We start from the raw sequence: 12,874 nt of genomic DNA, 5'->3' as shown, positions 1-12,874 counted from the left end.
CATGCTCAAGAACGGTATGCGTCCGATTCATCCCGGAGAAGTCCTGCGTGAGGACTTCCAGAAAGAAATGGGTTTCAGCGCCGCGGCACTGGCCCGGGCGCTAGGCGTTGCCACACCAACCGTCAACAACATCCTGCGTGAACGGGGCGGTGTTTCCGCCGACATGGCGCTGCGCCTGTCCATCTGCCTGGACACCACCCCCGAGTTCTGGCTCAACCTGCAGACCGCCTTCGATCTGCGCACCGCTGAACAGCAACACGGTGACGAGATCATCGGTTCGGTACAGCGCCTGGTCGCTTGAGACATACCTTGATCAGTAAACATGGGCACCATGGGGCGTGGCGCCGCGAGGATCGTTCCCGCATAATCCCGCGCCTGAAATCGGAAAACGGAGAGGTTGGGGCCGCCTGTGATCCCCAATGCACACAATGACCTACACGCTCTACGGCATCAAAGCCTGTGACACCATGAAGAAGGCACGTACCTGGCTCGAAGACCAGGCCATTGCCTACGAATTCCACGACTACAAGACCAAAGGCATCGACCGCGACAGCCTGAACCGCTGGTGCGACGAACACGGCTGGGAAGTCATCCTCAACCGTGCCGGCACCACCTTCCGCAAGCTGGACGACGCCAGCAAGGCCAATCTCGACCAGGCCAAGGCCGTCGAGCTGATGCTGGCCCAGCCGTCGATGATCAAGCGCCCGGTGCTCGACCTTGGCGCGCGCACCCTGGTCGGCTTCAAGCCTGACCTGTACGCCGCCGCCCTGGCCTGAGCCCCTACCCTATTTCGCACGAGGTAATCACATGTCCAATACCCTGTTCAGCCTGGCCTTCGGTGTCGGCTCCCAGAACCGCCAGGGCGCCTGGCTGGAAGTGTTCTACGCACAACCGCTGCTCAACCCGAGCGCCGAACTGGTCGCTGCAGTAGCCCCTGTTCTCGGTTATCAAGGTGGCAACCAGGCCATCGCCTTCAGCAACGCCCAAGCCGCGCAACTGGCCGAAGCCGTGAAAGGTGTGGATGCCGCCCAGGCCGCCCTGCTGACCCGCCTGGCTGAAAGCCACAAGCCGCTGGTCGCTACCCTGCTGGCCGAAGACGCCGCGCTGACCTCGACCCCAGAGGCCTACCTCAAGCTGCACCTGCTGTCGCACCGCCTGGTCAAGCCACACGGCGTGAGCCTGGCCGGCATCTTCCCGCTGCTGCCGAACGTGGCCTGGACCAACCAGGGCGCGGTCGACCTGGCCGAACTCGCTGAGCTGCAACTGGAAGCGCGCCTGAAGGGCGAGCTGCTGGAAGTATTCTCGGTGGACAAGTTCCCGAAAATGACCGACTACGTGGTCCCGGCCGGCGTGCGTATCGCCGACACCGCCCGTGTGCGCCTGGGCGCCTACATTGGCGAAGGCACCACCATCATGCACGAAGGCTTCGTCAACTTTAACGCGGGCACCGAAGGCCCGGGCATGATCGAAGGCCGCGTTTCCGCTGGCGTATTTGTCGGCAAGGGCTCGGACCTGGGCGGCGGCTGCTCGACCATGGGCACCCTGTCCGGTGGCGGCAACATCGTCATCAAGGTTGGTGAAGGCTGCCTGATCGGCGCCAACGCCGGTATCGGCATTCCGCTGGGCGACCGCAACACCGTCGAAGCCGGCCTGTACATCACCGCCGGTACCAAGGTGAACCTGCTGGACGAGAACAACCAGCTGGTCAAAGTGGTCAAGGCTCGCGATCTGGCTGGCCAGACCGACCTGCTGTTCCGCCGCAACTCGCTGAACGGCGCGGTGGAGTGCAAGACCCACAAGTCAGCCATCGAGCTGAACGAGGCGCTGCACGCGCACAACTGAGAACCCCGCAGACGCGAGCTTGCTCGCGAACAGCGGATTCTCAGCGTTTGAAATGTTAAGATCGGGTCTGGCAACACGCCAGACCCGATTTTCATTCCAGGCCCCGCGACCATGTTCCAGCCCTCCCCCTGGCGTGCCGATTTTCCCGCCATCGCCGCCCTGCAACGGCAGCACCAGACCTACCTGGACAGCGCCGCCACCACCCAGAAGCCACAAGCCCTGCTTGATGCCCTGAGCCATTACTATGGCCATGGCGCGGCCAACGTGCACCGCGCCCAGCACTTGCCCGGCGCACTGGCGACCCAGGCCTTCGAAACCAGCCGCGACAAGGTTGCCGCCTGGCTCAATGCGGCAGACGCGCGGCAGATCATCTTCACCCACGGCGCCACTTCGGCGCTGAACCTGCTGGCCTATGGCCTGGAACACCGCTTCGAGGCCGGTGACGAAATTGCCGTCAGCGCCCTGGAGCACCATGCCAACCTGCTGCCCTGGCAACAGCTGGCACGCCGGCGCAACCTGCGCCTGGTGGTGCTGCCGCTGGATGCCCATGGCCGCATCGACCTGGACCAGGCATTGCAACTGATCGGCCCGCGCACCCGAGTGCTGGCCCTGAGCCAGTTGTCCAACGTACTGGGCACCTGGCAGCCGCTACCGGCGCTGCTGGCCCATGCCCGCGCCCAAGGCGCGCTGACCGTGGTCGACGGTGCCCAGGGCGTGGTGCATGGCCGCCATGATGTGCAGCAGCTTGGCTGCGACTTCTATGTATTCTCCAGCCACAAGCTGTACGGCCCGGAAGGCGTTGGTGTGCTGTACGGCCGCAGCCAGGCGCTGGACCTGCTGCAGCACTGGCAGTTCGGCGGCGAGATGGTGCAACTGGCCGAGTACCACAGCGCCAGCTTCCGCCCGGCGCCGCTGGGCTTCGAGGCAGGTACGCCGCCGATTGCCGGGGTGATCGGCCTGGGTGCGACCCTGGACTATCTGGCCAGCCTCGATGCCCAGGCACTCGAAGCCCATGAAACCAGCCTGCACCAGCAACTGCTGCGTGGCCTGGCGGACCGCGAGGGCGTGCGCATTGTTGGCACGCCACAGGCAGCCCTTGCCAGTTTCGTCATCGAAGGCGTGCACAACGCCGACATCGCCCACTTGCTGACCGAACAAGGCATCGCCGTGCGTGCCGGGCACCACTGTGCCATGCCGCTGCTGAAGGAGTTGGGGCTGGAGGGCGCTATTCGCGTGTCGCTGGGGCTGTACAACGACAGCGATGACTTGCAGCGTTTCTTCGCGGCGCTGGATCAGGGCCTGGAGCTGCTGCGATGAACCTGCCGGCACAGGCATGTCAGGCGCTGGAGGCGTTTGAGCAAAGCAAGGGCTGGGAGCAGCGAGCACGGCTACTGATGCAGTGGGGCGACCGCCTGGACCCGCTGACTGACAGCGATAAGACCGAGGCCAACCGGGTGCATGGCTGCGAAAGCCTGGTCTGGCTTGTGGCCGAGCAGGTCGAGGGCTTGTGGCGGTTCAAGGCCAGCAGCGATGCACGCCTGTTGCGCGGGCTACTGGCGTTGTTGCTGGTGCGGGTACAGGGGTTGGCCAGTGAAGAGCTGGCCGGGCTTGATCTGCGTGAGTGGTTCACTCAGCTGGGGCTGGAGCGCCAGCTGTCGCCGTCGCGCAGCAATGGCCTGCATGCGGTGTTGCAGCGGATGGCGGAGCTGGCGTCCAACCGTTGAATCGGTGCTGGCCTTTTCGCGGGCTTGCCCGCTCCCACAGGGTCCTCATCGTTCTTGAGAGAGAAGCAGTACCTGTGGGAGCGGGCAAGCCCGCGAGAAAGCCCATGCGGTCTATTCAGGCTTGACCCGCTCCGAAGGCCGCCGCGCCCCCGCCACCAGTTTTTCCACCGCCTTGCTCGCCGCCACCATGCCAAAGGTCGCGGTCACCATCATCACCGCGCCAAAGCCACCCGAGCAGTCCAGGCGCACGCCCTCGCCGACGAAGCTTTTCTGCAGGCAAACGCTGCCATCGCCCTTGGGATAGCGCAGCTGTTCGCTGGAGAACACGCATGGCACGCCATAGTTGCGGCTGACATTGCGCGAAAAGTTGTAGTCGCGGCGCAGGGTGGAACGCACCCGCGAGGCCAGCGGGTCGTTGAAGGTCTTGTTCAGGTCGGCGATCTGGATCTGGGTCGGGTCGATCTGCCCACCGGCACCACCCGTGGTGACGATGGCGATCTTGCGGCGCCGGCACCAGGCGATCAGGGCGGCCTTGGCCATGACGCTGTCGATGCAGTCGATCACGCAATCGAGGTGCTCGGTGATGTACTCGACCATGGTGTCGCGGGTAACGAAGTCGGCCACCGCATGCACCGTGCACGCCGGGTTGATCGCCCGCAGGCGCTCGGCCATGACCTCGACCTTGGGCCGCCCCACCTGCCCTTCCAGGGCATGGGCCTGGCGGTTGGTGTTGCTGACGCAGACGTCGTCAAGGTCGAACAAGGTGATCTCGCCCACGCCACTGCGCGCCAGCGCTTCCGCCGCCCACGAGCCTACCCCGCCAATACCGACCACGGCCACATGGGCCTGGCCCAGGCGGTGCAGCCCCTGGTCGCCATACAGCCGGGCAACGCCGGCGAAGCGTGGATCTTCTGTGCTCATGCTCATACCCCAAAAAACCGGCGCGCATTATATGCCAGCGGGCCCATGGCCTGCATCGTTAGGAAAGACACTACCAACCCTGCTTTAATGTCCTATCACTTCGACACATATGGACGACAATGTCTTCACGTAAATTCGGCCTGAACCTGGTCGTGGTCCTGGCCATCGCCGCGTTGTTCACCGGATTCTGGGCGCTAATCAACCGCCCGGTTTCCGCCCCCGCCTGGCCAGAGCAGATCTCTGGCTTCTCGTACTCACCGTTCCGTCTGGGTGAGAGCCCGCAGAAGGGCCAGTACCCCAGTGACGACGAGATGCGTCAGGACCTGGAGCAGTTGAGCAAACTGACCGACAGTATCCGGATCTACACCGTGGAGGGCACCCAGGCGGATATCCCGCGCCTGGCCGAGGAGTTCGGCCTGCGGGTAACGCTGGGCATCTGGATCAGCCCGGACCTGGAGCGCAACGAGCGCGAAATTGCCACCGCCATCCAGCTGGCCAACACCTCGCGCAGCGTGGTGCGGGTTGTGGTCGGCAACGAAGCGCTGTTCCGTGAAGAAGTCACGCCGGAAAACCTGATCAAATACCTCGACCGGGTACGTGCAGCGGTCAAGGTGCCGGTAACCACCAGCGAGCAATGGCACATCTGGAAGGAAAACCCGCAACTGGCCAAGCACGTCGACCTGATTGCCGCGCACATCCTGCCGTACTGGGAGTTCGTGCCGATGAAAGATTCGGTCGAGTTCGTGCTCGACCGCGCCCGCGAGCTGAAACACCAGTTCCCACGCAAACCCCTGCTGCTGTCGGAAGTCGGCTGGCCGAGCAACGGCCGCATGCGCGGTGGTGCCGACGCCACCCAGGCCGACCAGGCCATCTACCTGCGCACCCTGGTCAACACCCTCAACCGCCGCGGCTACAACTACTTCGTCATCGAAGCCTACGACCAACCGTGGAAGGCCAGCGACGAAGGCTCGGTAGGCGCCTACTGGGGCGTGTACAACGCCGAACGCCAGCAAAAATTCAACTTCGACGGCCCGGTGGTGGCTATCCCGCAGTGGCGTGCCCTGGCGGTCGCCTCGGTGGTGCTGGCGATGATTGCCCTGATGGTACTGTTCATCGACGGTTCGGCCTTGCGCCAGCGCGGCCGCACCTTCCTGACCTTCATTACCTTCCTGTGCGGGTCGGTGCTGGTATGGATCGCCTACGACTACAGCCAGCAATACAGCACCTGGTTCAGCCTGACCGTGGGTGTGCTGCTGGCCCTTGGCGCGCTGGGCGTGTTCATCGTGCTGCTGACCGAGGCCCACGAACTCGCCGAGGCGGTGTGGATACACAAGCGCCGGCGCGAGTTCCTGCCGGTGCAGGCCGACAGCGCCTACCGGCCCAAGGTGTCGGTGCATGTGCCGTGCTACAACGAGCCGCCAGAGATGGTGAAGCAGACCCTCGACGCCCTGGCTGCACTGGACTACCCCGACTACGAAGTGCTGGTGATCGACAACAACACCAAGGACCCGGCCGTGTGGGAGCCACTGAAGGCCCATTGCGAGAAGCTCGGCGAGCGCTTCAGGTTCTTCCACGTCGCGCCCCTGGCCGGTTTCAAGGGTGGCGCGCTGAACTACCTGATCCCGCACACCGCCAAGGACGCCGAAGTGATCGCGGTGATCGACTCGGACTACTGCGTCGACCGCAACTGGCTCAAGCACATGGTGCCGCACTTCGCCGACCCGAAAATTGCCGTGGTGCAGTCGCCGCAGGACTACCGCGACCAGCACGAAAGCGCCTTCAAGAAGCTGTGCTACAGCGAGTACAAGGGCTTCTTCCACATCGGCATGGTCACCCGCAACGACCGTGACGCGATCATTCAGCACGGCACCATGACCATGACCCGGCGCAGCGTGCTGGAAGAGCTGGGTTGGGCCGAGTGGTGCATCTGCGAGGACGCCGAACTGGGCTTGCGTGTGTTCGAGAAGGGCCTGTCGGCCGCCTATGCCCACAACAGTTACGGCAAGGGCCTGATGCCCGACACCTTCATCGACTTCAAGAAGCAACGCTTCCGCTGGGCCTACGGCGCCATCCAGATCATCAAGCACCACGCCAGCGCCCTGCTACGCGGCAAGGGCAGCGAGCTGACCCGCGGCCAGCGCTACCACTTCCTGGCCGGTTGGCTGCCATGGATCGCCGATGGCATGAACATCTTCTTCACCGTCGGCGCGCTGCTGTGGTCGGCAGCGATGATCATCGTGCCGCACCGGGTCGACCCGCCGCTGATGATCTTTGCCATTCCGCCGCTGGCGCTGTTCTTCTTCAAGGTCGGCAAGATCATCTTCCTCTACCGCCGCGCGGTGGGGGTGAACCTCAAGGATGCCTTTGCTGCGGCGCTGGCGGGGCTGGCACTGTCGCATACCATTGCCAAGGCGGTGCTGTACGGGTTCTTCACCAGCAGCATGCCGTTCTTCCGCACGCCGAAGAATGCCGACAGCCACGGGCTGCTGGTGGCGATTTCCGAGGCGCGGGAAGAGCTGTTCATCATGTTGCTGCTGTGGGGCGCAGCGCTGGGCATCTACCTGGTACAGGGGCTGCCGAGTTCGGACATGCGCTTCTGGGTGGCGATGTTGCTGGTGCAGTCGTTGCCTTATGTGGCGGCGTTGGTGATGGCCTTCCTGTCTTCGCTGCCCAAGCCTGGGGAAAAAGCCGCTGAGCCGCAGCAGGCCTGAGATTGCCGGGGCTGCTTTGCAGCCTATTCGCGGGCACGCCCGCTCCCATAGGTCTGTCACCGACATTCAGAGCTGTGCAGTACCTGTGGGAGCGGGCGTGCCCGCGAATGGGCCGTGCCGCCTGAAACCATTTGATATAAGATAACGCCCTCAGTTTTCCCCGCCTTGCCCCGGAGTCCCCCATGACGGCCCCAGCCGAGCTCTCGCCTACCCTTCAACTGGCCTGCGACCTGATCCGTCGCCCCTCGGTCACCCCCGTCGACGCCGATTGCCAGGAGCAGATGATGAACCGCCTGGGCGCCGTCGGCTTCCAGCTGGAACCCATGCGCATCGAGGACGTCGACAACTTCTGGGCCACCCACGGCAGCCAGGACGGCCCGGTGCTGTGCTTCGCCGGCCACACCGACGTGGTGCCCACCGGCCCGGTGCAGCAATGGCAGCATGAGCCGTTCGAAGCGCTGATCGACGCCGACGGCATGCTGTGCGGCCGTGGTGCCGCCGACATGAAGGGCAGCCTGGCCTCCATGGTGATTGCCAGCGAGCGCTTCGTGCAGGACTACCCGGACCACCGTGGCAAGGTTGCGTTCCTGATCACCAGCGACGAGGAAGGCCCGGCCCACCATGGCACCAAGGCCGTGGTCGAGCGCCTGAAAGCACGCAACGAGCGCCTGGACTGGTGCATCGTCGGCGAACCCTCCAGCACCACCCTGCTGGGTGACGTGGTCAAGAATGGCCGCCGCGGCTCGCTGGGCGCCAAGCTCACCGTGCGCGGCAAGCAGGGCCATGTGGCCTACCCGCACCTGGCGCGCAACCCGATCCACCTGGCCGCGCCGGCCCTGGCGGAACTGGCAGCCGAGCACTGGGACGAAGGCAATGCGTTCTTCCCGCCGACCAGCTTCCAGATTTCCAACCTCAACTCCGGCACCGGCGCCACCAACGTGGTCCCGGGCGAGCTGACTGCACTGTTCAACTTCCGCTTCTCCACCGAGTCCACCGTCGAAGGCCTGCAGGCGCGGGTGTCGTCGATCCTCGACAAGCATGAGCTGGACTGGTCGATCGACTGGGCGCTGTCGGGCCTGCCGTTCCTCACCGAACCGGGCGAGTTGCTGGACGCCGTCTCGGCCAGCATCAAGGGCGTCACCGGCCGCGACACTCAGCCGTCCACCAGCGGCGGTACCTCCGATGGCCGTTTCATCGCCACCATGGGCACCCAGGTGGTCGAACTCGGCCCGGTCAACGCCACCATCCACCAGGTGGATGAGCGGATCCTGGCCAGCGACCTCGACCTGCTGACCGAAATCTACTACCAGACTCTGGTCCGGTTGCTCGCCTGATGCTCGCCTGCCCTCTTTGCCAGGCGCCGCTGAGCCGGCTCGACAACGGTGTGGTGTGCCCGGCCGGCCACCGCTTCGACCGCGCCCGCCAGGGTTACCTGAACCTGCTGCCGGTGCAGCACAAGAACAGCCGCGACCCGGGTGACAACCAGGCCATGGTCGAGGCCCGCCGCGACTTCCTCGACGCTGGCCACTATGCGCCGGTGGCCTGCCGCTTGGCCGACCTGGCCGCCGAGCGCCAGCCTGACGCCTGGCTGGACATCGGCTGCGGCGAGGGTTACTACACCGCGCAGATCGCCCAGGCCCTGCCAACTGCCGACGGTTATGCCCTGGACATCTCCCGCGAGGCGGTCAAGCGCGCCTGCCGCCGTGCGCCGGAAGTCACCTGGATGGTCGCAAGCATGGCCCGTGTGCCGCTGGCGGACGCCAGCTGCCAGTTCATCGCCAGCGTGTTCAGCCCGCTGGACTGGGCCGAGGCCAAGCGCCTGCTCAGCCCCGGCGGCGGCCTGATGCGGGTCGGCCCCACCAGCGGCCACCTGATGGAACTGCGCGAAGTGCTCTACGATGAAGTACGCCCTTACGCCGACGACAAACACCTGGCCCTGGTCCCCGAAGGCATGGTCCATGCCCACAGCGAAACCCTGGAGTTCCGCCTGAGCCTGGCCGCGCCCAAGGCCCGTGCCGACCTGCTGGCCATGACCCCGCACGGCTGGCGCGCCAGTGCCGAAAAGCGTGCCCGGGTGATCGACCAGCCCGAGCCGTTCGAGGTCACGGTTTCCATGCGTTATGACTATTTCGTGCGCCAAGACTGAGCACACCCGGAGCCCTTATGCGCCAACCTGATATCGAGATCTACCTGAAGGACACCGACGTCGACCACAAGCAGATTGCCGAGTGGCTCGCCCAGGCGATTGGCCCGTGCAGCGAATGGAAGCAGAAAGGCCATACCTTCAAGTGCCAGGCCGGTAACATTCCGGTCACTTGGCTACCCAAGGCTGTAGGGAAATGGAACAGCCTGTACCTGGAAAGCGACCAGACGCCGTGGGCCGATGACGTTGCCTGCGCCCGCGCCGCATTTGCCGCACTGGGTGTGGAAGTGCGCTGCGCGCCAGGTGGCTGGGTGGAGGAAGATGGGGAAGAAGATGCCGACCGCTGGGTGCGCATCAGCGCCGACGGTGAAGAGGAAATCACCTGGCGCACCTGAATGCAGTGCATTCATTCTTTGTGGGAGCCCGGCTTGCCGGCGATTCAGGCAACACGGTGCCTGGCACCGGCTTCGCCGGTGATCGCCGGCAAGCCAGCCCCCACAACAAGCCTTACAGCATGAGGCTCAGAGGCCCACTACGTCTTCGGCTTGCAGGCCTTTCTGGCCCTGCACGCAGGCGTATTCCACCCGCTGTCCTTCGACCAGGGTACGATGCCCCTCACCGCGGATCGCCCGATAGTGGACGAATACATCCGCACCACCTTCGCGCTGAATGAAGCCATAACCCTTGGCATCGTTGAACCACTTTACATTCCCAGTCTCACGAGACGACATCTGAACTACTCCGGATTTTTATTGTGAAGATCGCCTTGTAGACACAGGGGTCTGCTCCCTGTGTCGACGCCGCTTGCGCAAATATCTTGCAAGTGGCAGGCCGAGTATATGACACAGAACAAAAAAATTTGATGACCGTCGCGCCGTTCGGCGATTTTTGCTGAACTTGCGCGGATACGGCAGACTAATTGGCTGGATACCCCTCTGAACATCACACCCAGGGCACACACCCCATGACCCGTTCCCCCCTGCGCCGCCTGATCTTCGGCGCCCTGCGTCGCCTGTTGTACCTGTGGGTGCGCTCCGAGACCATCAACCAGTCCTCCCTCACCCTCAAGCTCGACCGCAGCCGCCCGGTGTTCTATGCCCTGCCCACGCCCGCACTTACCGACCTGGCCGTGCTCGACCATGAATGCACCAAGGCGGGCCTGCCGCGCCCGGTGCTGCCGGTGGCGGTTGGCCCGCTGCAGGAACCGGCCGCCTTCTTCTATCTGACCCCGGACCCGGACTGGCTCGGCCGCCATGACAAGCGCGGCGCCCCGCCCACCCTGGAGCGTCTGGTCGCCGCCGTCAGCCAACATGCCGAAGAAGATGCGCAGATCATTCCGGTCAGCGTGTTCTGGGGCCAGACCCCGGCCAGTGAGTCCAGCCCGTGGAAGCTGCTGTTTGCCGACAGCTGGGCGGTTACCGGGCGCCTGCGCCGGCTGCTCACCGTGTTGATCCTGGGGCGCAAGACCCGGGTACAGTTCTCCGCGCCCATTCACCTGCGCGAACTGGTCCAGCACAACAAGGGCCACGAGCGCACAGTGCGCATGGCCCAGCGCCTGATGCGCGTGCACTTTCGCAACCTCAAGACTGCCGTCATCGGCCCCGACATCTCGCACCGGCGCAACCTGGTCAAGGGGCTTATCCACGCGCCCCAGGTGCGCCAGGCCATCGTCGAGGAAGCGCAGCGTGGAAACCTGCCGCTGGCCAAGGCCGAAGCCCAGGCTCTGCGCTACGGCAACGAGATTGCCTCGGACTACACCTACACTGCCATCCGCTTCCTCGAAGTGGTGCTGAGCTGGTTCTGGAACAAGATCTACGACGGCATCAAGGTCAACCATATCGAGCAGGTGCAGGGCATCGCCCCCGGCCACGAAGTGATCTACGTACCGTGCCATCGCAGCCACATCGACTACCTGCTGCTGTCGTACCTGCTGTTCCGCAACGGCCTGACCCCGCCGCACGTGGCGGCAGGCATCAACCTCAACATGCCGCTGGTGGGTAACCTGCTGCGCCGTGGCGGTGCGTTCTTCATGCGCCGCACGTTCAAGGGCAACCCGCTGTACACCGCGGTATTCAACGAATACCTGCACACCCTGTACACCAAGGGCTTCCCGGTCGAGTACTTCGTCGAAGGCGGCCGCTCGCGCACCGGGCGCATGCTGCAGCCGCGCACCGGGATGCTGGCCATTACCCTGCGCAGCTTCCTGCGCTCGTCACGCACGCCGATCGTGTTCGTACCGGTGTACATCGGCTACGAACGCGTACTCGAAGGCCGCACCTACCTGGGCGAACTGCGCGGTGCCAGCAAAAAGAAAGAGTCGATCTTCGATATCTTCAAGGTGTTCGGCGCGCTCAAGCAGCGCTTTGGCCAGGTGTACGTCAACTTCGGCGAACCGATCCGCCTGGCCGGCTTCCTCGACCAGCAACAGCCCGGCTGGCGTGAACAGGACCACGGCCCGCAGTACCGCCCGGCCTGGCTCAACGCCGCCACCAGCCGCCTGGGCGAAACCGTTGCCCGCCACCTCAACGAGGCAGCCGCGATCAACCCGGTCAACCTGGTAGCCCTGGCGTTGCTGTCCACCAGCCGCCTGGCCCTGGACGAGCGCGCCCTGACCCGCGTGCTCGACCTGTACCTGGCCTTGCTGCACCAGGTGCCTTACTCGCCGCACACCACCCTGCCCGAAGGCGACGGCCAGTCGCTGATCGAACACGTGCGCGGCATGAACCTGGTGGCCGAGCAGAAGGACGCCCTGGGCCGCATCCTGTACCTGGATGAAGGCAACGCGGTACTGATGACCTATTACCGCAACAACGTGCTGCACATCTTCGCCCTGCCGGCACTGCTGGCCAGCTTCTTCCTCAGCAGCTCGCGCATGAGCCGAGAACTGCTGGGCCAGTATGTGCATGCCATGTACCCTTACCTGCAGGCCGAACTGTTCCTGCGCTGGTCGCCGGAGCAACTGGATGCAGTGATCGACCAGTGGCTGGCCGCGCTGGTCGGGCAAGGGCTGCTGCGCCAGGACAACGACACTTACATTCGTCCGGCGCCCAGCTCGCGGCAGTTCGTGTTGCTGACCCTGCTCGCCCGCACCATCACCCAGACCCTGCAGCGTTTCTACATGGCTACCTCGCTGCTGCTCAACAGCGGGCAGAACAGCCTGAGCGCCGAAGAGCTGGAAGACCTTTGCGTGATGATGGCCCAGCGCCTGTCGATCCTGCACGGCCTGAATGCCCCGGAGTTCTTCGACAAGACCCTGTTCCGCCACTTCATCCAGACCTTGGTCGAGCAGGGTGTGCTGCACGCCGACGCGCAAGGCAAGCTGGGTTATCACGACAAGCTCGGCGAGCTGGCCGAGGGCGTGGCCAAGCGTGTGCTGTCAGCGGAGCTGCGGCTGTCGATCCGTCAGGTGGCGTTGCACCGGGAGGACGGGCTGGAGACCTCTTGCCTCTGATGGGTGTACGTCACAGGCTCTGCAAGGCTGACGACAAGCACTGCCGCTAATGATTGACAAGCCTTCATCAGCCGCGAAAATC

At 64.5% G+C, this 12,874-nt stretch carries 12 protein-coding genes; 10 read left to right on the top strand and 2 right to left on the bottom strand.

The window, feature by feature from the left end:
* The first annotated feature begins 1 nt into the window (after nt 1).
* From graA to CAF70_RS19835, 5 genes are all read left to right on the top strand, one after another.
* Nucleotides 2-301: a type II toxin-antitoxin system antitoxin GraA gene (gene graA / locus CAF70_RS19855; RefSeq protein WP_004375387.1), complete on the top strand. Its 300-nt coding sequence runs from the start codon at nt 2-4 to the stop codon at nt 299-301.
* A gap of 127 nt (nt 302-428) precedes the next feature.
* Nucleotides 429-776 (top strand): ArsC family reductase, encoded by a 348-nt coding sequence (locus CAF70_RS19850; RefSeq protein WP_178076409.1) that lies wholly within the window; start codon nt 429-431, stop codon nt 774-776.
* A gap of 31 nt (nt 777-807) precedes the next feature.
* Complete coding sequence (dapD, locus tag CAF70_RS19845) at nt 808-1,842, top strand: 2,3,4,5-tetrahydropyridine-2,6-dicarboxylate N-succinyltransferase (protein ID WP_025337969.1); 1,035 nt, start codon at nt 808-810, stop codon at nt 1,840-1,842.
* Nucleotides 1,843-1,953: 111 nt separating this feature from the next.
* On the top strand, nt 1,954-3,159 hold the full coding sequence (locus tag CAF70_RS19840; RefSeq protein WP_085626427.1) for a cysteine desulfurase: 1,206 nt from the start codon (nt 1,954-1,956) through the stop codon (nt 3,157-3,159).
* Complete coding sequence (locus CAF70_RS19835; protein ID WP_085626426.1) at nt 3,156-3,566, top strand: SufE family protein; 411 nt, start codon at nt 3,156-3,158, stop codon at nt 3,564-3,566. The genes CAF70_RS19840 and CAF70_RS19835 overlap by 4 nt, the downstream gene beginning before the upstream one ends.
* Nucleotides 3,567-3,677: 111 nt before the next feature.
* On the opposite strand, the gene tcdA is transcribed toward CAF70_RS19835, so the two are convergent.
* The gene (gene tcdA, locus CAF70_RS19830; protein ID WP_178076407.1) at nt 3,678-4,487 is read right to left on the bottom strand and encodes a tRNA cyclic N6-threonylcarbamoyladenosine(37) synthase TcdA; all 810 of its coding nucleotides are present in this window, start codon (nt 4,485-4,487) and stop codon (nt 3,678-3,680) included.
* A 119-nt stretch (nt 4,488-4,606) separates the two neighbouring features.
* Here tcdA and CAF70_RS19825 point away from each other — a divergent pair, with 119 nt between their 5' ends.
* The 4 genes from CAF70_RS19825 (at nt 4,607) to CAF70_RS19810 (ending at nt 9,736) form a co-directional block, all read left to right on the top strand.
* Nucleotides 4,607-7,198 carry a glycosyltransferase gene (locus CAF70_RS19825; RefSeq protein ID WP_085626424.1) on the top strand — a complete coding sequence of 864 codons (2,592 nt, stop codon included), beginning with the start codon at nt 4,607-4,609 and terminating at the stop codon, nt 7,196-7,198.
* Nucleotides 7,199-7,380: 182 nt separating this feature from the next.
* On the top strand, nt 7,381-8,532 hold the full coding sequence (dapE, locus tag CAF70_RS19820) for a succinyl-diaminopimelate desuccinylase (protein WP_085626423.1): 1,152 nt from the start codon (nt 7,381-7,383) through the stop codon (nt 8,530-8,532).
* The gene (locus CAF70_RS19815; RefSeq protein WP_085626422.1) at nt 8,532-9,344 is read left to right on the top strand and encodes a putative RNA methyltransferase; all 813 of its coding nucleotides are present in this window, start codon (nt 8,532-8,534) and stop codon (nt 9,342-9,344) included. Before dapE ends, CAF70_RS19815 begins: the two co-directional genes overlap by 1 nt.
* 17 nt (nt 9,345-9,361) lie before the next feature.
* Complete coding sequence (locus CAF70_RS19810; protein ID WP_063911497.1) at nt 9,362-9,736, top strand: hypothetical protein; 375 nt, start codon at nt 9,362-9,364, stop codon at nt 9,734-9,736.
* A 126-nt stretch (nt 9,737-9,862) separates the two neighbouring features.
* Here CAF70_RS19810 and CAF70_RS19805 read toward each other — a convergent pair whose 3' ends face one another.
* Nucleotides 9,863-10,072 (bottom strand): cold-shock protein, encoded by a 210-nt coding sequence (locus tag CAF70_RS19805; protein WP_003252255.1) that lies wholly within the window; start codon nt 10,070-10,072, stop codon nt 9,863-9,865.
* Nucleotides 10,073-10,305: 233 nt separating this feature from the next.
* Here CAF70_RS19805 and plsB point away from each other — a divergent pair, with 233 nt between their 5' ends.
* Entirely contained in the window at nt 10,306-12,792 is a 2,487-nt protein-coding gene (gene plsB, locus CAF70_RS19800) for a glycerol-3-phosphate 1-O-acyltransferase PlsB (RefSeq protein ID WP_085626421.1), read from the top strand.
* The last annotated feature ends 82 nt before the right edge of the window (nt 12,793-12,874 follow it).

The organism is Pseudomonas sp. B19(2017), from assembly GCF_002113165.1.
Taxonomy (GTDB): Bacteria; Pseudomonadota; Gammaproteobacteria; order Pseudomonadales; family Pseudomonadaceae; genus Aquipseudomonas.
This window is presented reverse-complemented; position numbering and strand designations above follow the sequence as displayed.